Origin of the sequence: Hypericibacter adhaerens (assembly GCF_008728835.1) — a bacterium.
GTDB lineage: Bacteria > Pseudomonadota > Alphaproteobacteria > Dongiales > Dongiaceae > Hypericibacter > Hypericibacter adhaerens.
Genome location: NZ_CP042582.1, coordinates 3393612 through 3411219, shown reverse-complemented (window position 1 = coordinate 3411219; position 17608 = coordinate 3393612). Strand labels below are relative to the sequence as shown.

Below are 17608 nucleotides of genomic sequence, written 5' to 3'. Positions count from 1 at the left end.
AGGCGGGTCGGAGGGCCGCCGGCAACGGGGCCGGCGGGCCTGACGGAAGGCCTGCCCGGGGAGCCGGGCCGGCAATGTCGGGTGGTCTTAGTGCTGCGCGCGCATCTCGGGACGGGCGGCGGCCGAGGCTTTCGCAGCGCCGCGCTGCGGGATCAGGGCCGTCAGTTCCTTGCGAGCGGCTTCCAGCGAGTGGCGTTCACGCTGGTCTTCGCGGTCGAACACTTCAATGCAGCTGAGCTTGATTTCCACCAGATCGAGCAACGTCTCAACGGAGCGTTTCGAGAGCGACATGGTTTCCTCCATCCTACCTGGATCGTTCGGGGCCATAACGACACTTACCTGCGTCGTGGAAACCACAATTGCGCCTCCATTTTTAAGAAGAAATGAATCGAATCTGGTTATCCACAGGATTCCGTGAAGGATTGCGATTAATGCCGCCTTACCGGAGCCGGGGCGAACGAGGATTCGCGCGGCTTCGGCGCGAGATCGGCGCCGCGATCTTGCTTAACGTGATTAAGAAAGAAACAGAGCAAAGGAACTGTAGAGTCGGGGGGATTCGCCATTCGGCAGAAACATGAGCAGGGCTCCCCATGGGTGCGAGGCAGCGGCTGCACACGGCGTGATGCGGCGGGATCACAGCGGCGACAGAATTTCCGCCTTTTCATGCAATCCGGGATAGGAAGAAGGGGCCGTTGTCTTCACGCGGCCGGCGGCGATTTGATGCCGCCGATCAGCCAGCGATGGAGGATCAGCCCCAGCGTGCCGCAGATCGCGATGATGATCGCCATCGGCAGCGCGCTCGTCTGGTGAATGGCGCCCACGGCCGTGGCCGCGAGGGCCGCGATCGAGAATTGCAGCGTCCCCACCAGCGCCGAGGCGCTGCCGGCCTGGGCACCCTGGGGCGCCATCGCCAGCGCGATCGCGTTCGGGCTGACGATGCCGACGCAGCCCACATAGACGAAGAGCGGGATCGCGATTCCCAGGAGGCCGCCCCCGCCCGTCGCCGCGGTCGCGACGAGCGCCCAGGCGGCGACCGTCTGCAGCAGGTTGCCGAAGCGCAGGATCCTGTCGGCGCCGAAGCGATGGACGATGCGGCCATTGATCTGCGAGGCGAGGATCAGGCCGGCGGCGTTGCTGCCGAAGATCCAGCCGTAATGTTCCGGCGCCACCCGGTAGAGCTCGATGAAGACGAAGGGCGAGCCCGCGATATAGGCGAACATGCCGGCGGCATTCATGCCGCCCGAGAGCGCGTAGCCCATGAAGTGGCGATCGGCCAGGAGCCCCGCATAGCGCGCCAGCACGTCACCCAGCGCCAGGGGGCGGATGTGGGCCTTGTCGTGGGTCTCCGGCAGCCGGAAGGCCACCGCCGCCAGCGACAGGAGGGCGAGGGCCGTCAGCAGCCCGAAGATGGCCTCCCAGCCGAACCAGAGCAGCAGATAGCCGCCGAGGAGCGGCGCCAGGATCGGCGCCACGCCCATCACCAGCATCAGCGCGGAATAGATCCGCGCGGTCTCCTGCGGCTCGAACAGGTCGCGCACCATGGCGCGGGCGATCACGGCGCCGGAGCAGGCGCCGACGGCCTGGAAGAAGCGCAGCGCGGTCAGCGCCTCGACCGACTGCGCCAGGGCGCAAGCCAAGGAGGCGAGCGCGAATAGCGCCAGCCCGGCATAGAGCGGCGGCTTGCGGCCGAACCGGTCGGCGGCCGGGCCGTAGAGGGCCTGGCCCAGGGCGAAGCCCAGGAAGAAGCTCGCCAGCGTCCGCTGCACCTCGGCCGTGCTGGCGGCGAAGGCGCGCTCCAGCGTGGGCAGGGAGGGCAGATACATGTCGATCGCGAGCGGCGCGAAGGCGGTGAGCGCGCCCAGGATGATGACCAGCTCGAGATGGGAGGTGCGGCGGAGGCTCATGGATGAATCGCGGGCAATAGAGGCCTGCGGACCCTAGCGGGCCCGCCATGCGCCTGCAAAGAAAACCCGGCGCGGGACCGGCCGGGTGCAAGCGGTGGCGGCGCAAAGGACCGGTTGGGGAACCGCCGCCCCGCAGGCATAATCGTCCCCATGCGCCTGGGGTTGATCGGCCTCTTTCTGCTGCTGGCGGCCTGCTCGACGGTAACGATGAACAAGCCGTTGCCGCCGAAAGCCGATGTCGCGACGGCCGGGCCGGATCTCGGCAAGGGCTACCGGTTCGGAGCCATGCCCCTGGGCGACAACGCGCCCGACATTTTCGTGGCCCTCGCCTTCTCGGGCGGCGGCAAGCGGTCGGCCGCCTTCGGCTACGGCGTGCTGACGGGCCTGCGCGACCTGACGATCGATATCGATGGCCGCCAGCGCCGCCTGCTGGACGAGGTCGATCTCATGACGGCGGTCTCGGGCGGCAGCTTCCCCGCCGCCTATTACGGCCTCTACCGCGACAAGATCTTCAGCGATTTCGAGAAGGATTTCCTGCGCGTCGATCTCGAGAGCTACATCTACGGCATGTATCTGCTGCCCTGGAACTGGGAATGGTGGGTCAACCCGCTCTACGGCACCAACGATCAGATGGAGAAGGTCTACGACAACCTGATGTTCCACGGCGCCACCTACGCCGACCTGATCCGACAGGGCCGGCCGCTGGTCTCGATCGACGCCACCGACATCAATTTCGGCACGGTGTTCCCGTTCGACCAGGATCAGTTCGACCTGATCTGCTCGGATCTGGCCAAGTTCCCGCTGGCGCGCGCGGTCGCGGCCTCGAACGGATTCCCGATCCTCTTCACGCCGATCACGCTCGAGAACCACGCCGAGGATTGCAAGGGCTGGGTTCCGCGCTGGGTGACGCGCGCCGAGGCCAAGGACGTCAATTCGCGCGAATATTACCGGGCCCAGTTCGCCCGGCTCTATCTCGACGGCAAGAACACCAAATACATCCACCTGATGGATGGCGGCATCGCCGACAACCTGGCGATGCGCGGCATCATCAATTCCATCCTGGCCTATGCGGACGACGCGCAACGCATCCGTTTTGCCGGGCTCGACAAGGTCCGCCGGGTGGTGCTGATCAGCGTCGACGGCCAGGCGAGCCGCGACACGAGCTGGCCCACCCAGCGCACGGTCAGCAGCATCGGCCAGATCTTCAGCGCCGTGTCCGGCACGCAGATCGACAGCTACAACTTCGAGACCGCCCTGCTAGCACGGGACCAGCTCCAGAAGCTGGCCACGGCGCTCCGCCAGGTTCGATGCGAGGAGGGGGCCGTGATCGATGGCCACGCTTGCGAGGATGTCGAGAGCTACTTCATCCATCTCTCGCTGCAGGAGATCGGCGATCCCGCGCTGCGCGCCCGGCTCGCCGCCATTCCCACAGGGCTCACCATTCCCGACCCGGACGTGGACGAGCTGGTCGAGGTCGGCGCCACGGAGGTCAAGAACTCGCCCGAGCTCGCGGCCTTCCGGCAGAGCCTGGGGCCGTAGAACGCGCGCGCCAAACGCTCGGGGCGGGCGTAACCAACCCCGTCACCCCCCGCGCCCGGGCCCGGCCGTAGGCCGGCCCAAGCGTAAACTCCAGCGGGGGTCCAACTCGATCCAGCGGCGTCAGTTGAAAGGTGGATCCCCGCTTTCGAGCGTGTGAAGGAATCGGCGATGCCAAAGAACTCTCTCGCCCCCTCCCCTTGCGGGAGCAACCATGATCGTGCGGGGATCATGGAGTGACGGCTTTATCCTGCCAGGGAGTAGCCCTGGCGAGGATAGCGTTGGCGATCTCAACTAGCTTCCTGGCGCAAGCGACGGTGGCGACCTTGTGGTGCTTGCCCTTTGCGATAAGGCGCTTGTAGAGGGCCAGGAGGATGGGGTTCCAGCGCTGAGAGGCAGAGAAGGCGGCCTGGTAGATGCTGCGTCGGAGCCGTTTTCTGCCGCCGGCGATATGGCGCTCACCGGTATGCTCGCCACTTTCATCGTCGAAGGGAGCGACACCAACCAGGGCGGCGGCCTCGGCACGGGTCATGCGGCCGAGCTCGGGCATGCGCAGGACGAAGCTGAGGGCGGTGAGCGGGCCCAGGCCGGGGATGCTCTCCAGCAGATCCAGCTTGAGAGCCAGGTCGGGGTGACGGCGGAGCTTGGCCAGCAGCCGGACGATTTCCCTGTCGCGGCGCCTGGACAGGCGGGTGATCTCAGTCTCGAGATAGCGTTTGTGCGCCGGCAGGCTGTAGCGATCGCGCCGGGTCTTCAGCCGGCTGATATCCTCGCCGATCTGCTCGATCAGGGTGAGATGCTCGGCCCACGGCGCCAAACGTTCATCGGGCGCCGGGCGGATGCTGTCGGGCTCCATGTCCGCCGTCGCCACCGCGATCAGGCGAGCATCGATCTTGTCGTTCTTGGCTCGCTTCTTCTTGAACCGCCGAAAGCCTTTCACCTGAGCCGGATCGAGCAGCACGACGCAAAACCCCACCCGGCGAAGATGCGCCGCCACCGCCGCCTCGTAATGGCCGCTCGCCTCCAACCCGACCCGCTCGACCCCATGCTCGCGCAGCCAGCTCTCGATCTGCTGGTATCCCGCCGGATCGTTGCTGGCCTGCAGCCGGTCCGGCCCAGCGGCCAACGCCACATCGAGCTTGCGCTTCGACACGTCGATACCCGCCGTTTCCGTGATAGACTTGCTCATCTTCGTCGACCCCACCTTGCGTTGATCCGAACCAGGGTGTTCTTGCAACCATCCGGGTCCGATGAAGGGTCGGCTGCGATCCCGCTCCCGCGCAGTCCAGAAGACTTCGAGGGTGTCGATCCGACAACCGACAGTCCGGGCCGGGGTGGCCACCCCGGCCCGGACCACGCTCCATGCTCTCACATCTCGCTCATACAAGGGGGTAGGGGGAGGGGCGATGCCGTGCGAGATCCTGGCAAATAAGCGGAGCCTGATCTGCTCGGGCTCGCTCGCTTGGCGCCCTGTCTGGGCCTTCTGCCTCCAGAGCGGTGATTGATCGCAGGGATGCCCCCAGCTGCGTCCGTGGCACCCCTCCCCCCAACCCCCTCCCGCAAGGGGAGGGGGCTTGAGTGTTTGCTACGCCCTTGCGTGGTGCTCTCGATTTCTTCACGCGCTCTTTCGCGGGGATGATGGTGAGAAGGACTGGCTTGGTTCCTCGCCGGCTCAGCCAACGGAGGGCATCACCCAAACCGGCCGGTGATGTATTCCTCGGTCTTCTTCTGCTTGGGCTTGGTGAAGACCGTTTCGGTCTCGCCGAACTCGATCAGCTCGCCCAGGAACATGAAAGCGGTGTACTGGGACACGCGAGAGGCCTGCTGCAGGTTGTGGGTGACGATCGCGATCGTGTAGTCGACCTTGAGCTGCTCGATCAGTTCCTCGATCTTCGCCGTCGAGATGGGGTCGAGGGCCGAGCAGGGTTCGTCCAGCAGGATCACCTCCGGCTTGGTCGCCACGGTGCGGGCGATGCAGAGGCGCTGCTGCTGGCCGCCCGACAGGCCCAGGCCGGTCCGGTGCAGCTTGTCCTTGACCTCGTCCCAGATCGCGGCGTGGCGCAGCGCGTGCTCGACGCGGTCGTCCATCTCCGACTTCGGCAGCTTCTCGTAGAGCCGGATGCCGAAGGCGATGTTGTCATAGACCGTCATGGGGAAAGGCGTCGGCTTCTGGAACACCATGCCGACCCGCGCGCGCAGGAGATTGATGTCGATCTTGCGGTCGAGGATGTTCTCGCCGTCCAGCAGCACCTCGCCCTCGGCGCGCTGCTTGGGATACATCTCGTAGATGCGGTTGAGGATCCGCAGCAGGGTGGACTTGCCGCAGCCGGACGGGCCGATGAAGGCGGTGACTTCCCGCTCGTGAATGGGAAGATTGATCCCTTTCAGCGCCTTCGAGTCGCCGTAATAGAAGGACAGGTTGTTGATGGCGACCTTTACCGGAGATGCCGAGGCCATTCCTATTTCCCTTTCGTGCCGAGGACGCGCGCCAGGACGCTGAGGCCCAGCACGGCGATCGTGATGAGAAGCGCGCCGACCCAGGCCAGCTGCTGCCATTCCTCGTAGGGGCTCATGGCGAACTGGAAGATGGTGACCGGCAGGCTCGCCATCGGCGAGTTGAAGTTGTTGCTCCAGAACTGGTTGTTCAGCGCCGTGAAAAGCAGGGGCGCCGTCTCGCCGCTGATGCGCGCGATCGCCAGCAGGATGCCGGTGACGATGCCGGCTTGCGCTGCCTTGTAGGCGACCTTCGAGATCATGGTCCAGCGCGGCGCGCCGACGGCGGTCGCCGCCTCGCGCAGCGAGTCCGGGATCAGCCGCAGCATGTTCTCGGTGGTGCGGACCACCACCGGAATCACGATGATCGCCAGCGCGATGGCACCGGCCCAGGCGGAGAAGTGGCCCATCTGCTTGACGACGACCTCGTAGACGAAGAGGCCGACGACGATCGACGGCGCGCTGAGCAGGATGTCGTTGATGAAACGGATGACGGTCGAGAGCTTGGCGTAGCGCCCGTATTCGGCGAGGTAGGTGCCGGCCATGATGCCCAGCGGCGTGCCGAAGATGACCGCCAGGACCGTCATCACGAGGCTGCCCAGGATGGCGTTCTGAAGTCCGCCCTCGGAGCCCGGGGGCGGCGTGCCCTCGGTGAAGACGCTCAAGTCGAGGCCGCTGAAGCCCTGATAGAGGAGCGTGATGAGAATGATCGCCAGGCAGGCGAGCCCGATGCCGGTGGCAGTCATGCAGAAGGCGAGGAAGAGCCGGTTGCGCACCCGGCGGATGCCATAGAGACGAGCGTCCATGGGTCAGCCTCCCGACTTCTTCTCGATCCGCAGCAGCATGTAGCGGGCCGCCGCCAGCACGAGGAAGGTGATGATGAACAGGATGAGGCCCAGCGCGATCAGGGACGAGGTATAGATGTCCTCGACCGCCTCGGTGAACTCGTTGGCGATCGAGGCGGAGATCGTGGTGCCCGGCGCCAGGATCGAGGCGCTGATGCGGTGCGCGTTGCCGATGACGAAAGTGACGGCCATGGTCTCGCCCAGCGCGCGGCCGAGCGCCAGCATGACGCCGCCGGTCACGCCGACGCGGGCATAGGGCAGCACCACCTTCCAGATCACCTCGCGCCGCGTGCAACCGAGGCCGTAGGCCGATTCCTTCAGCATCGGCGGTACGGCCTCGAACACGTCGCGCGTGATCGAGCTGATGAAGGGCAGGACCATGATGGCGAGAATGATGCCCGCCGTGAGGATGCCGATGCCGTAAGGCGGACCGGCGAAGAGGGCATTGAGCAACGGAATGTCGTGAAAGATGCCGATCAGCCAGGGCTGGAGCGTCCGCTGCAGGATCGGCGCCAGGACGAACAAGCCCCAGATGCCGTAGATGATGCTGGGGACGCCAGCCAGAAGCTCGATGGCGATGCCGATCGGGCGGCGGAGCACCTGGGGGCAGAGCTCCGTGAGAAAGGTCGCGATGCCGAGGCCGACGGGCACCGCGATGACCATGGCGATGGCCGAGGTGATCACCGTGCCGTAGATCGGCGCGACCGCACCGAACTTCCCGGTGACCGGGTTCCAGGAGTCGGTCCAGAGGAAGCCCAGCCCGAACTCCGACAATGCCGGCGCCGCGCCGAAGGCGAGCGAGATCATGACGCCGGCAAGGATGGCCAGCACAGCGAAGGCGCAAGTCTGCGTCAGGCGGAAGAAGAAGCGGTCATTCCGCGAAAAGCGGCGGGCCGCCGCGAGTCGGCCGGTGTCGAGGGTCGGCGTAGCGACGGATTCTGGCATCGCGGCTTCGGTCATGAATGCGTGATCCCGATTATGGGCAGGCGGCGAGGAGGCCATGGTTGTCGCGACCTCCCCGCCCCTGTTTCGGTGACGCTGCGTCGAGAGGTCCTGCTTACATGCTGCCGCTGTAGATCGGCGAGCCGGTCGAGCCCTTGATGCTCTCTTTCCAGTAGTCGTGGATCAGCTTAACGACGCTGTCGGGCATCGGTATGTAGTCGAGATCCGTCGCCATCTGGTCGCCGTTGGCATAGGCCCAGTCGAAGAACTTGAGGGCCTCGATCGAGGCGGTCTGATCGCTCGGACGGCGCTGCATCAGGATGAAGGTCGCTGCTGTGATCGGCCAGCTCTGGGCGCCCGGCTGATCCGTCAGGATCATGTAGAAGCCCTTCGCATGGGACCAGTCGGCGCCGGAAGCCGCTGCGGTGAAGGCGTCGGCCGTCGGGCTGACGGTCTGGCCCTCATGGTTGACCATCTTCGTGAAGGTCAGCTTGTTCTGCTTGGCGTAGGCATACTCGACATAGCCGATCGAGCCTGCGGTCTGCCCGACATTGGCGGCGACGCCCTCATTGCCCTTGGCGCCGATGCCGGCCGGCCACTGGACGGCGGTGTTGGAGCCGACGCTGTCGGCCCATTCCTTGCTGAGCTTCGAGAGGTAGTTGGTGAAGATGAAGGTGGTGCCCGATCCGTCGGAACGGTGGACGATGGCGATCGCCTGGGAGGGCAGGGAGAGGCTCGGGTTGAGCTTCTTGATCGCGGCGTCGTCCCACTGGCTGATCTTGCCGAGGAAGATGTCGGCGAGGGTCGGACCGTCGAGAACCAGATCGCCCGGGTTGATGCCGGACAGGTTGACCACCGGAACCACGCCGCCCATGACGGTCGGGAACTGGGCCAGCCCCGCCTTGTCGAGCTCTTCGGGGGTCAGCGGCTTGTCCGAGGCGCCGAAGGTCACGGTGTTGGCGCTGATCTGCTTGATGCCGCCGCCCGAGCCGATCGACTGGTAGTTCAGGCTGTTGCCGCTGACCTGCTTGTAGGCGTCGGCCCATTTCGCGTAGATGGGGTAAGGAAAGGTCGCGCCGGCGCCGGAAATCTCGGCCGCCGAGACCGCGGTGAGGATGCCAGCCGCCACGACGCCGGCCGCTGCGAGCCCCAGGGCTTTCACAGACAATTTCATGGAAACCTCTCGTTGGTTAGGACGCCATCTGCCGCGAACACCAAGACCCACTCGCCCCCGCCGCGACCTGGCCGGCGCACCAGACGCCATGAAGCCGTTTGAATTTATTGTGGTTCGATGAAAGTTATGTGACAGCGCTCCCGGACCCACCAGGCAGGCTGTTGATAAATCGGCAAAGCGCCGCCATTTACCGGGCCAGGTTCGCCGGCTTTCCAACCTGAACTTCCCCCCATAAAGGACCCCTCCCCCGTGCCCCATCTCTTCGCCGCCACCCGGCTTCGCGGCCTCGCGCTCGCGAACCGAATCGTCGTCTCGCCCATGTGCCAATACAGCGCCGTCGAGGGGGTTCCGACCGAGTGGCACCGGTTGCATCTGGGGCAGTTCGCCCTCTCCCGGGCGGGGCTGGTGTTCGTCGAGGCCACGGCGGTGGAGCCGGTCGGCCGGATCACCCCCGGTTGCCCGGGGCTCTATTCGGACGAATCCGAGCGGGCCTTCCGGTTGATCCTGGAGAGCTTCAAGTCCCAGGCCGGCGCCACCCGGATCGGCATCCAGCTCGCCCATGCCGGGCGCAAGGCCTCGATCTCCCGGCCCTGGGAAGGCAGCCGGCCCTTGACCCCGGCCGAGGGCGGCTGGGCCACGGTCGGCCCGAGCGCCATTCCCTTCGACGACAAGCGGCCGGCACCCCAGCCGCTCGATGCGGCCGGGATCGCCCGCATCAAGGCGGCCTTCGTCGCCGCGGCGAAGCGGGCCGTCCGCGCCGGCTTCGAGGCGATCGAGCTCCACATGGCGCATGGCTACCTGATGAGCTCCTTCCTCTCGCCCCTGACGAACCGGCGGACCGACGCCTATGGCGGCGGGATCGAGAACCGGACCCGGCTGCAAGCGGAGATCCTCGCCGCCGTGCGCGCGGCCGTGCCGGACGGGATTCCCGTCGGGGCCCGGATCAACGGTTCGGATTGGCGCGAGGGCGGGGCCACGATCGAGGATGCCGTGGCGCTGGGCCAGGCCTTGAAGCGCGAGGGCTGCGATTTCCTCGATGTCTCCAGCGGCGGCGTCGCCGCCGATCAGCAGATCGACTTCCGGCCCGGCTATCAGTTGCCCTTCGCCGCACGCGTCAAGAAGGAGGTCGGGCTGCCCACCATGGCGGTCGGGCTGATCTCGCGGCCGCAATCGGCCGAGGCGATCCTGGCGGCGGGCCATGCGGATTTCGTGGCGCTGGCGCGGGCCATGCTCGACGACCCGCGCTGGCCCTGGCATGCCGCGACGGCACTCGGCGCCACGCTCGACCTGCCGCTGCCGACCGGCTATGCGGTGGCGCCGCGCTGGCGCCAGGTCACGGAGGAGGCGGGGGCCGCTCCCGATCCGCTGCTCGCCGCGGCCGAAGCGCAGCTCGCCCGGGCCGCGCAATGACGGCCGCGCGGCCGGGGCGCTGATCCCCGAAGGCCGCCCCTCGGAGCCTCAGCGCCGTTTCGCACCCAGAAGCAGCAGCACGGCGCCGCCGACGATCGCGGCGACGCCGGCCCACATCGGCACATCGACGGTCTCCTTCTCCTGGACCGAGAGCTCGAGGCCGCCGATCTGCGCCTCATGCGTCTTCTTGGTGTAGGTGAAGCCGCCATAGGCAAGCGCGAGGATGCCGGCGGCGATCAACAGGACGGCGACGAGACGCATGAGACAATCTCCCCAGTGGCGATTGCGGATGACGAAGCGGATACTGGCGGTGCCAAGTTGGGTCTGCGGGCGAGCCTCCCGTCGTATCCGGCCCTGACGGCACGGGAACTCCCTCGGTCTTGCCAACGTTTCAACGGGCTGACGCGGTTCCCGGCGGTTTCGGGTGAGGCTGCTGGCGAGAAGGGGAACGCGCGCCGCTCGAGGAGGGATTCATGATTTTGCTGGTCATCAATATTCTGATCATCGTCGTCATCGGCGCCATCCTGTTCTGGGTGGTCGATCGCTTCGTCCGAGACGGGCGTCTCGGCAATCTCTTGAAGATCCTGATCGTGCTGGTCTGTCTCGCCGGGATCGTGGCGCGGGTGCTGCCGGTCTTGAGCGGCGGTACCGTCATGTAGCGGAGAAGCGCCGGACCGGCCTTCCGGTTCCCGCTCCTCTCATGCCGGCGCAGGCGCCTCGCCCTCGGGCGAGGGGCTTTCGGATGTGGGCTGCCCCGGCGGCGGCAGCGAGATGCTACGCGCGGGCGACCGCATGGCGATGTTGTCCTTGTCGAACTCCTCCTTGAGGAGCCGCTGGAAGCGGCGGGTCACATCCCATTGCTGGCCGGGCCCGACCTTGACGCGGGCCAGCACGGTGACGGCGAGATCGCCGAAGCTGTCCACGCCCAGCATCTCGACATCGCTCCAGATCTTGGCCTTGAAGGCGGGGTCCTCGCGCATGCGCTTGACGATCTCCGCGATGATCTTCTGCACCTCGCCGATATCGGCGTCGTAAGCCACGTTCACGCGGAACACGGCATAGGCGAAATCCTTGGTCGAGTTGCTGACGATCGAGATCTCGCTGAAGGGGATGGTGTGGACCGTGCCGTCGAAATCGCGCAGGCGGATCGAGCGGAGCGACATCCATTCCACGACGCCGCCCTTGCCGGCGACATTGATCACGTCGCCCACCGCCATCGTGTCCTGGACCAGCGCCGAGACGCCGCCCAGCATGTCCTTGACCATGGCCTGCGCGCCGAAGCCGACGGCGACGCCGACGGCACCGGCGCCGGCGATCAGGGGTCCGATATCGATCCCGATCTCCGACAGGCTGATCAGCACCACGAAGAGCGCCAGCACGCCGAAGCTGACCTGGCGGAAGAGCGGCAGGAGCGTGCGCAGCCGGGCGGCCTTCCTGAGGCCTTCGAGCGTATGGTCGTCGGGCCGGATGAGCCGCTCCATCCCGAAATTGATGAGCTCCCACAGGACGAGGCCGACGGCGGTGATGATCGCGATCGAGATCAGGCTGCCGATGATCCTCTCGCCGCCGATCGCCGCCAGCCAGCGCAGGATGGGGACGCCCCAGGTCTCGGCGACGGCGAGGATGGCGATCACCGCGACCGCGGCCAGGATCAGCCACATGACCAGGCGCACATAGAGCTTCACGCGCCCGCCGAAGGAGGCGTTCTGCTGGTGGATCCGGCCGGTGCGGACCTCGAGCCGGCTGCGAAGCTGGCGGACGCCCAGCAGGACGACGGCGATGAGCGCCACGATGAAGGCGGTGCTCGCCGTCGCGCGGGCGAGGAACAGGACGCCGTTGCCGCCGCGGATCAGCCAGACCAGGAGCGCGAAGGCGATATAAGCCAGGACGGGCCAGTGCCAGACGGCCTCGACCCAGTAGCGGCTGCGCTGGACGGCGGTTTGCGAGGCGGGCTCCGCGGCTTCGATCGCGGCGATGCTGTTGCGCGGGCGCGCCTGCCAGACGCGCAGCGCCAGGAGACCGGCGACCACCACGCCCAGCACGTCCAGAAGGAATTCGTAGATATGCGGCGGCAGGCCGGCGGCACCCATCGCGATCGCCGCGAAATAGCCGAAGGCTCCCACCGCGATGATGGTCGAGATCGTGCGGTAGAGGCTGCGTGCCGCCGGACTCGGCAGCTTGGCGAAGCGCAGGCCGGGCGCCGTCGGCGCCAGCACGAAGTAGGGGATCAGGCTCAGGAAGGCGGTCACCACATGCGCATTGATAAGGGCGACCGCGATCAGCACCGCCAGCGGGTCCGGGCGGAACGCCGCGACCATGGCCATGGCCGCGACCCAGAAGCCGATGATCGGCACCAGCCGCAGCAGGGTGTTCCCCACCGCCAGCGGGATCCGGCGCAGGATCGTCGCGGGGCTGGCGCGCTCGAGCCGGCGGCGCCAGCCGGCATAGAGCAGCGGCAGGCCGAACTCGACGATCGCGCCCACCGCCAGGATGACCACGACCTGGCCGATCTCCAGCAGCAGCTGGTCGCGGGTGTCGGGGTCCGAAAGGCGGCGCTGCGCCCACCGATAGAAGCGCGGGAAATCCCGGACGAAGTCGCCCGCCTGGCTGACCGCGCGCCCGATATCGGTGACGGCGTCGCCCAGCGACACCAGGAATCGGGTCGCCGGCCGCTCGGGCTCGGGCGCTTCGGTCTTTGCCGCCGGTTCCTCGCCGACGGCGGCGCGCAGCCCTTCGATCAGCTGGCCCCTCGCCTTGTCGTCCTGGAGGATCTGGATCAGGTGATCGATGTCCTCGCGCGAGACCGCGCTGTCGGGTGCGGTCGCGGGCGCAGGGCTGGTTTCGGTCGTCGAGGTCGTGGTCGCGGTGGGGGTGTCGCTCGAGCCGCCGCCGCTGACGGTGCTGCTGCCGGCATCCGCCGCCTGGAGGGCTGAGAAAGGCCAGGCGCCCAAGGCCAGAACAAGGCAGGCGATCCGGCCCAGCGACCGGAAGGAGGGGCGGGCGGGTCGGTCGACCAGGGATCCTCGCGGGCGGTTCAGCAAAATCGTCTCCAACAGAGAAGCAAAGAAATTCCGGCGGCGGTCCGGGCGGGTCCCGGAGTCTTTCCAAGCGATGCCATGTCGGGCAGGTCGAGGTCCGGAGTCTAGTGCCTGGGTTCGGGCGATGCCACGCGTAAGGAACCCGGAGACCGTGGCCGAACCGTGGCAAAACGCCAGCGATTGCTGCGGGTTCCCGGGCCTTTCCGAAGCCTCGCGGCGGGTCCGGCGAGCGTTTCGTTCTGGTCATGCCGCGGGCCCGCGGCGGGGCCGGCAGACGAAACCGATGCCGACTCGGGGGGCCCGCCCGTGGGCTTGCGGATAAGCCGCCGATGCCGCCCTGTGCGGGGCCTTGAACCATGCGACCGGTTGCAACCGAAAATGGGCAGCGCTCCTGCCCCGTGCCCGATCCAGCGCCCGGCGATGCGGCGCGCGCCAAACCCGGGAACGACCCCGCGCAAGCGGGAATTGTCGCTCTGCCGCAGCGATCTCTCGTTGCTCCGCCCCCTGCGCCATCGGCCCCGGAGGGCGATGCTGCAATGCAACTTCGCAGCGCGAGACTGCCGGCTTGACCCATGTTTAGTTTAGTTGAGTATATGTTCACTAAGCTCAACAAGAGCGAAGCGGGTTCTTGAGCGACCGTCCGTGGACCGACGGGGCCCGAAGAAGAAAAAGATCGAGCGGATCGCGAAACTGCGTCGGGCCTGGACTCTTAAGAAGCCGGGCCTTCACACAAACTGGGGAGGATCGCTTATGCGATTTTGGAAAACATGCCTGGCGGCCGCGGCACTCGCCGCCGGCATCGCGGGCATCGGCGCCGGCAATGCCCAAGCCGAGGACAAGCAGATCACGCTCTGCTGGGCGGCCTGGGATCCGGCCAATGCGCTGGTCGAGCTGTCGAAGGATTTCACCGCCAAGACCGGCATCCAGATGAAGTTCGAGTTCGTGCCGTGGGAGCATTTCGCCGACCGCTTCCTCAACGAGCTCAATTCCAAGGGCAAGCTCTGCGACCTGCTGATCGGCGACAGCCAGTGGATCGGCGGCTCGGCCACCTACGGCCACTACGTCAAGCTCAACGACTTCTTCGACAAGAACGGCATCAAGATGGACGACTTCCTGCCGGCCACGGTCTATGCCTATTCGACCTGGCCCAAGGGATCGCCGAACTACTGGGCGCTGCCGGCGATGGGCGACGCGCTGGGTTGGGTCTATCGCAAGGACTGGTTCGCACGGCCTGAGCTGCAGAAGGAATTCAAGGCGAAATACGGCCGCGACCTGGCTCCGCCCAAGACCTGGGACGAGCTGAAGCAGGTCGGCGAATTCTTCCAGGGCCGCGAGATCGACGGCAAGAAGGTCTACGGCATGGCGATCTATACGGAGCGCGGCTCCGAGGGCATCACCATGGGCGTGACCGCGGCGCTCTATGCCTGGGGCTTCCAGTATCAGGATCCCAACAAGCCCTATCACATGGACGGGTTCGTCAACAGCAAGGACGCCGTGGCGGCCCTCGAGTTCTACAAGTCCCTCTACAAGTGCTGCGTCCCGCCGGGCCATTCCGACGCCTACATGACCGCCAATCTCGACGCCTACAAGTCGGGCCAGGTGGCGATGCAGATGAACTGGTTCGCCTTCTTCCCCGGCATCGTCAAGGATCCGGACGTCGGCGGCGACAAGTCCGGCTTCTTCGTCAACCCGAGCGAGAAGGTCGAGGCCTCGACGCTCGGCGGCCAGGGCATCTCGGTGGTCAGCTACTCCGACAAGAAGGATCTGGCCCTCGAATACATCAAGTGGTTCGCCCAGCCCGACGTGCAGAAGAAGTGGTGGAGCCTGGGCGGCTATTCCTGCCACAAGGCGGTGCTGGAAGCGCCCGACTTCGCGCAGTCGGCTCCGTTCGCGGCCGACTTCCTGAAGGCGATGAGCCATGTCCAGGACTTCTGGCAGGAGCCGACCTACGCCGAGCTCCTCCAGTCGATGCAGAAGCGCGTGCATGACTTCGTCGTGGCCGACAAGGGCACGGCGCAGGAAGCGCTCGACAAGCTGGTCGAGGACTGGAAACAGGTCTTCATCGACGACGGCAAGCTGACCGAATAGCATAACGGCCTGCATGCGCATGAAGCGATCGGGCCCGTTCGCGAACCTGGCGGCGCTCTCCCTCTTGTTATCCCCTCCCCCGGAATGGGGGAGGGTGAGGGAGGGGGCCGCTCGGTCGAGGAAGCCGGTGCCGCACGGCTCATGCGCATTGTCTACTGCCGAGACATCCCCCTCCCTGGCCCTCCCCCGGGACGGGGGAGGGGATGAGAGAGGGGACGCACTTCTTCCATGACCGACGCTACCAACATCGCGCCCTCCGGCGGCGTCGCCCAGACCGAGCGGCCGCAGCGGAGCCGGACCAGCCCGATCATCGGTGCCAAGCTCAAGGGGCTGAGCGACCGGTCGATCGCCTGGCTTTTCATCTCGCCGACGATCCTGCTGCTGCTGGCGATCAACATCTTCCCGCTGATCTGGGCGATCTATCTCAGCTTCACCAACTATCGCGCCAACAAGCCGGGCGTGCCGGTCAAGTGGATCGGCCTGCGCAACTACGAGCAGATCCTGTCCAGCGAGGACATCTGGGGCTATCTCCAGGTCACCGCGCATTTCGTCGTGTTCTCGATCGCGCTGCAGGTGATCCTGGGCTTCGGCCTGGCGCTCCTGATCAACAAGCGCTTCAAGGGCCACGCCACCTGGACCACCGTGATCCTGCTGCCGATGATGCTGTCGCCCGCCGTGGTGGGTTATTTCTGGACCTACCTGTTCCAGCCCCAGGCCGGCATCTTCAACTACATCGTGGGGTTCTTCGCCGGCATCGCGCCGGACAGCTTCACCATGATCGGCGACGTGAACCTGTCGCCCTGGGCCATCGTCCTGGTCGATACCTGGATGTGGACGCCCTATGTGATGCTGATCTGCCTCGCGGGCCTGCGTTCCATTCCCGACTATATCTACGAGGCCGCCGAGATCGACCGCGCCTCGCAATGGCGCCAGTTCTGGCACATCACCGTGCCGATGGTGCTGCCCTTCCTGATGCTGGCGGTCCTGTTCCGCGCCATCGAGAACTTCAAGATGTTCGACATGGTGGTCGACCTGACCTCGGGCGGCCCCGGCTCGGCGACCGAGCTCGCCTCGATCAACCTCAAGCGCGAGGCCTTCGAGAACTGGCGCACCGGCTACAGCTCGGCCTTCGCCATCATCCTGTTCGTGACCGTGTTCGGCGCCGCGAACATCTATGTGAAGTTCCTCAACAAGGTGAAGCAGCGATGAGCGCCGCGGCCGAAAGCGCCCGTACGGTCCTGGAGCCCAGCCCGCGCACCAAGTGGCTGTCGGGGGCGTTCGTCATCCTCTATGCGCTGGTGGCGTCGATCCCGCTGGTCTGGATCTTCATGACCGGATTCAAGACCCCGCAGGACGCGATCCACTACCCGCCGAAGGTGTTCTTCGATCCCTCGCTCGAGGGCTATGTGAACCTCTTCACCACCCGCACGCGCCAGACGCCGGAATACATGGCGAGCCTGCCGCCGGCGGAGACCTGGTACGACGCGCTGGTCCGCACGCGCAACATGGTGATCGCCGGCCCGTCTCCCTTCGGCGGCCGCTATGTCAACTCGCTGATCGTGGGCTTCGGCTCGACCTTCCTCGCGGTCTTCCTCGGCACGCTCGCGGCCTACGGCTTCTCGCGCTTCAAGGTGCCGATCAAGGACGATCTCCTCTTCTTCATCCTCTCGACCCGCATGATGCCGCCGATCGCGGTCGCGATCCCGATCTACCTGATGTATCGCGCCCTCGGCCTCAGCGACACGCATCTGGGCCTGATCATCCTCTATACGGCGGTGAACATCAGTCTCGCGGTCTGGCTGCTGAAGGGCTTCATCGACGAGATCCCGCCCGAGTACGAGGAGGCGGCGATGATCGACGGCTATACCCGCTTCCAGGCCTTCCGCATGGCGGTGCTGCCGCAGGCGGTGACCGGCATCGCCGCCACGGCCATCTTCTGCCTGATCTTCTCCTGGAACGAATATGCCTTCGCGCTGTTGCTCACCAGCGGCACCGCGCAGACGGCACCGCCCTTCATCCCCACCATCATCGGCGAGGGCGGCCTCGACTGGCCGGCGGTGGGTGCGGGCACCACGCTGTTCCTGCTGCCGATCGTCGTCTTCACCATTCTGCTCCGCAAGCATCTGCTGCGCGGCATCACCTTCGGCGCGGTGCGCAAATGAGCGGGCGGCGCGGTGC

The 17608-nt window shown here is 66.3% G+C and carries 15 protein-coding genes; 6 read left to right on the top strand and 9 right to left on the bottom strand.

The features are described from left to right. Positions 1-87 precede the first annotated feature (87 nt). Complete coding sequence (locus tag FRZ61_RS15025; protein WP_151118504.1) at positions 88-291, bottom strand: hypothetical protein; 204 nt, start codon at positions 289-291, stop codon at positions 88-90. A 407-nt stretch (positions 292-698) separates the two neighbouring features. Further along, complete coding sequence (locus FRZ61_RS15020; RefSeq protein ID WP_151118503.1) at positions 699-1904, bottom strand: Bcr/CflA family multidrug efflux MFS transporter; 1206 nt, start codon at positions 1902-1904, stop codon at positions 699-701. Positions 1905-2054: 150 nt separating this feature from the next. Here FRZ61_RS15020 and FRZ61_RS15015 point away from each other — a divergent pair, with 150 nt between their 5' ends. Further along, positions 2055-3443, top strand: a complete 1389-nt coding sequence (locus FRZ61_RS15015) for a patatin-like phospholipase family protein (protein WP_151118502.1) — start codon at positions 2055-2057, stop codon at positions 3441-3443. 226 nt (positions 3444-3669) lie between these two features. Here the strand turns inward: FRZ61_RS15015 and FRZ61_RS15010 are convergent, their stop codons facing one another. The 5 genes from FRZ61_RS15010 to pstS form a co-directional block, all read right to left on the bottom strand. Beyond that, on the bottom strand, positions 3670-4629 hold the full coding sequence (locus FRZ61_RS15010) for an IS110 family RNA-guided transposase (RefSeq protein WP_151115166.1): 960 nt from the start codon (positions 4627-4629) through the stop codon (positions 3670-3672). 500 nt (positions 4630-5129) lie between these two features. Then, positions 5130-5897, bottom strand: coding sequence for a phosphate ABC transporter ATP-binding protein PstB (gene pstB / locus FRZ61_RS15005; RefSeq protein WP_151118501.1), 768 nt, complete (start codon positions 5895-5897; stop codon positions 5130-5132). Positions 5898-5899: 2 nt separating this feature from the next. Further along, positions 5900-6739: a phosphate ABC transporter permease PstA gene (pstA, locus tag FRZ61_RS15000; protein ID WP_151118500.1), complete on the bottom strand. Its 840-nt coding sequence runs from the start codon at positions 6737-6739 to the stop codon at positions 5900-5902. Between the two features lie 3 nt (positions 6740-6742). Continuing rightward, positions 6743-7738, bottom strand: coding sequence for a phosphate ABC transporter permease subunit PstC (pstC, locus tag FRZ61_RS14995; protein WP_151118499.1), 996 nt, complete (start codon positions 7736-7738; stop codon positions 6743-6745). A 97-nt stretch (positions 7739-7835) separates the two neighbouring features. Beyond that, entirely contained in the window at positions 7836-8894 is a 1059-nt protein-coding gene (pstS, locus tag FRZ61_RS14990; protein WP_151118498.1) for a phosphate ABC transporter substrate-binding protein PstS, read from the bottom strand. Between the two features lie 249 nt (positions 8895-9143). On the opposite strand from pstS, the gene FRZ61_RS14985 reads away from it, so the two are divergent. Further along, positions 9144-10304 carry an NADH:flavin oxidoreductase/NADH oxidase gene (locus tag FRZ61_RS14985; RefSeq protein ID WP_151118497.1) on the top strand — a complete coding sequence of 387 codons (1161 nt, stop codon included), beginning with the start codon at positions 9144-9146 and terminating at the stop codon, positions 10302-10304. Between the two features lie 48 nt (positions 10305-10352). Here the strand turns inward: FRZ61_RS14985 and FRZ61_RS14980 are convergent, their stop codons facing one another. Continuing rightward, on the bottom strand, positions 10353-10565 hold the full coding sequence (locus tag FRZ61_RS14980; protein ID WP_151118496.1) for a hypothetical protein: 213 nt from the start codon (positions 10563-10565) through the stop codon (positions 10353-10355). Between the two features lie 212 nt (positions 10566-10777). On the opposite strand from FRZ61_RS14980, the gene FRZ61_RS14975 reads away from it, so the two are divergent. After that, positions 10778-10963, top strand: coding sequence for a hypothetical protein (locus FRZ61_RS14975; protein ID WP_151118495.1), 186 nt, complete (start codon positions 10778-10780; stop codon positions 10961-10963). 39 nt (positions 10964-11002) lie between these two features. Here the strand turns inward: FRZ61_RS14975 and FRZ61_RS14970 are convergent, their stop codons facing one another. Further along, entirely contained in the window at positions 11003-13255 is a 2253-nt protein-coding gene (locus FRZ61_RS14970; protein WP_151118494.1) for a mechanosensitive ion channel domain-containing protein, read from the bottom strand. Between the two features lie 837 nt (positions 13256-14092). On the opposite strand from FRZ61_RS14970, the gene FRZ61_RS14965 reads away from it, so the two are divergent. From FRZ61_RS14965 to FRZ61_RS14955, 3 genes are all read left to right on the top strand, one after another. Further along, entirely contained in the window at positions 14093-15430 is a 1338-nt protein-coding gene (locus FRZ61_RS14965; protein ID WP_151118493.1) for an ABC transporter substrate-binding protein, read from the top strand. Between the two features lie 228 nt (positions 15431-15658). After that, on the top strand, positions 15659-16639 hold the full coding sequence (locus tag FRZ61_RS14960; RefSeq protein ID WP_151118492.1) for a carbohydrate ABC transporter permease: 981 nt from the start codon (positions 15659-15661) through the stop codon (positions 16637-16639). Beyond that, a complete protein-coding gene (locus tag FRZ61_RS14955; protein WP_151118491.1) occupies positions 16636-17592 on the top strand; it encodes a carbohydrate ABC transporter permease in 957 nt (318 codons plus the stop codon). Before FRZ61_RS14960 ends, FRZ61_RS14955 begins: the two co-directional genes overlap by 4 nt. The last annotated feature ends 16 nt before the right edge of the window (positions 17593-17608 follow it).

Coding starts and splice junctions, on each gene's coding strand:
- FRZ61_RS15025 (WP_151118504.1), bottom strand. CDS start 291: ATGTCGCTCTCGAAACGCTCCGTTGAGACGTTGCTCGATCTGGTGGAA.
- FRZ61_RS15020 (WP_151118503.1), bottom strand. CDS start 1,904: ATGAGCCTCCGCCGCACCTCCCATCTCGAGCTGGTCATCATCCTGGGC.
- FRZ61_RS15015 (WP_151118502.1), top strand. CDS start 2,055: ATGCGCCTGGGGTTGATCGGCCTCTTTCTGCTGCTGGCGGCCTGCTCG.
- FRZ61_RS15010 (WP_151115166.1), bottom strand. CDS start 4,629: ATGAGCAAGTCTATCACGGAAACGGCGGGTATCGACGTGTCGAAGCGC.
- pstB (WP_151118501.1), bottom strand. CDS start 5,897: ATGGCCTCGGCATCTCCGGTAAAGGTCGCCATCAACAACCTGTCCTTC.
- pstA (WP_151118500.1), bottom strand. CDS start 6,739: ATGGACGCTCGTCTCTATGGCATCCGCCGGGTGCGCAACCGGCTCTTC.
- pstC (WP_151118499.1), bottom strand. CDS start 7,738: ATGACCGAAGCCGCGATGCCAGAATCCGTCGCTACGCCGACCCTCGAC.
- pstS (WP_151118498.1), bottom strand. CDS start 8,894: ATGAAATTGTCTGTGAAAGCCCTGGGGCTCGCAGCGGCCGGCGTCGTG.
- FRZ61_RS14980 (WP_151118496.1), bottom strand. CDS start 10,565: ATGCGTCTCGTCGCCGTCCTGTTGATCGCCGCCGGCATCCTCGCGCTT.
- FRZ61_RS14975 (WP_151118495.1), top strand. CDS start 10,778: ATGATTTTGCTGGTCATCAATATTCTGATCATCGTCGTCATCGGCGCC.
- FRZ61_RS14965 (WP_151118493.1), top strand. CDS start 14,093: ATGCGATTTTGGAAAACATGCCTGGCGGCCGCGGCACTCGCCGCCGGC.
- FRZ61_RS14960 (WP_151118492.1), top strand. CDS start 15,659: ATGACCGACGCTACCAACATCGCGCCCTCCGGCGGCGTCGCCCAGACC.
- FRZ61_RS14955 (WP_151118491.1), top strand. CDS start 16,636: ATGAGCGCCGCGGCCGAAAGCGCCCGTACGGTCCTGGAGCCCAGCCCG.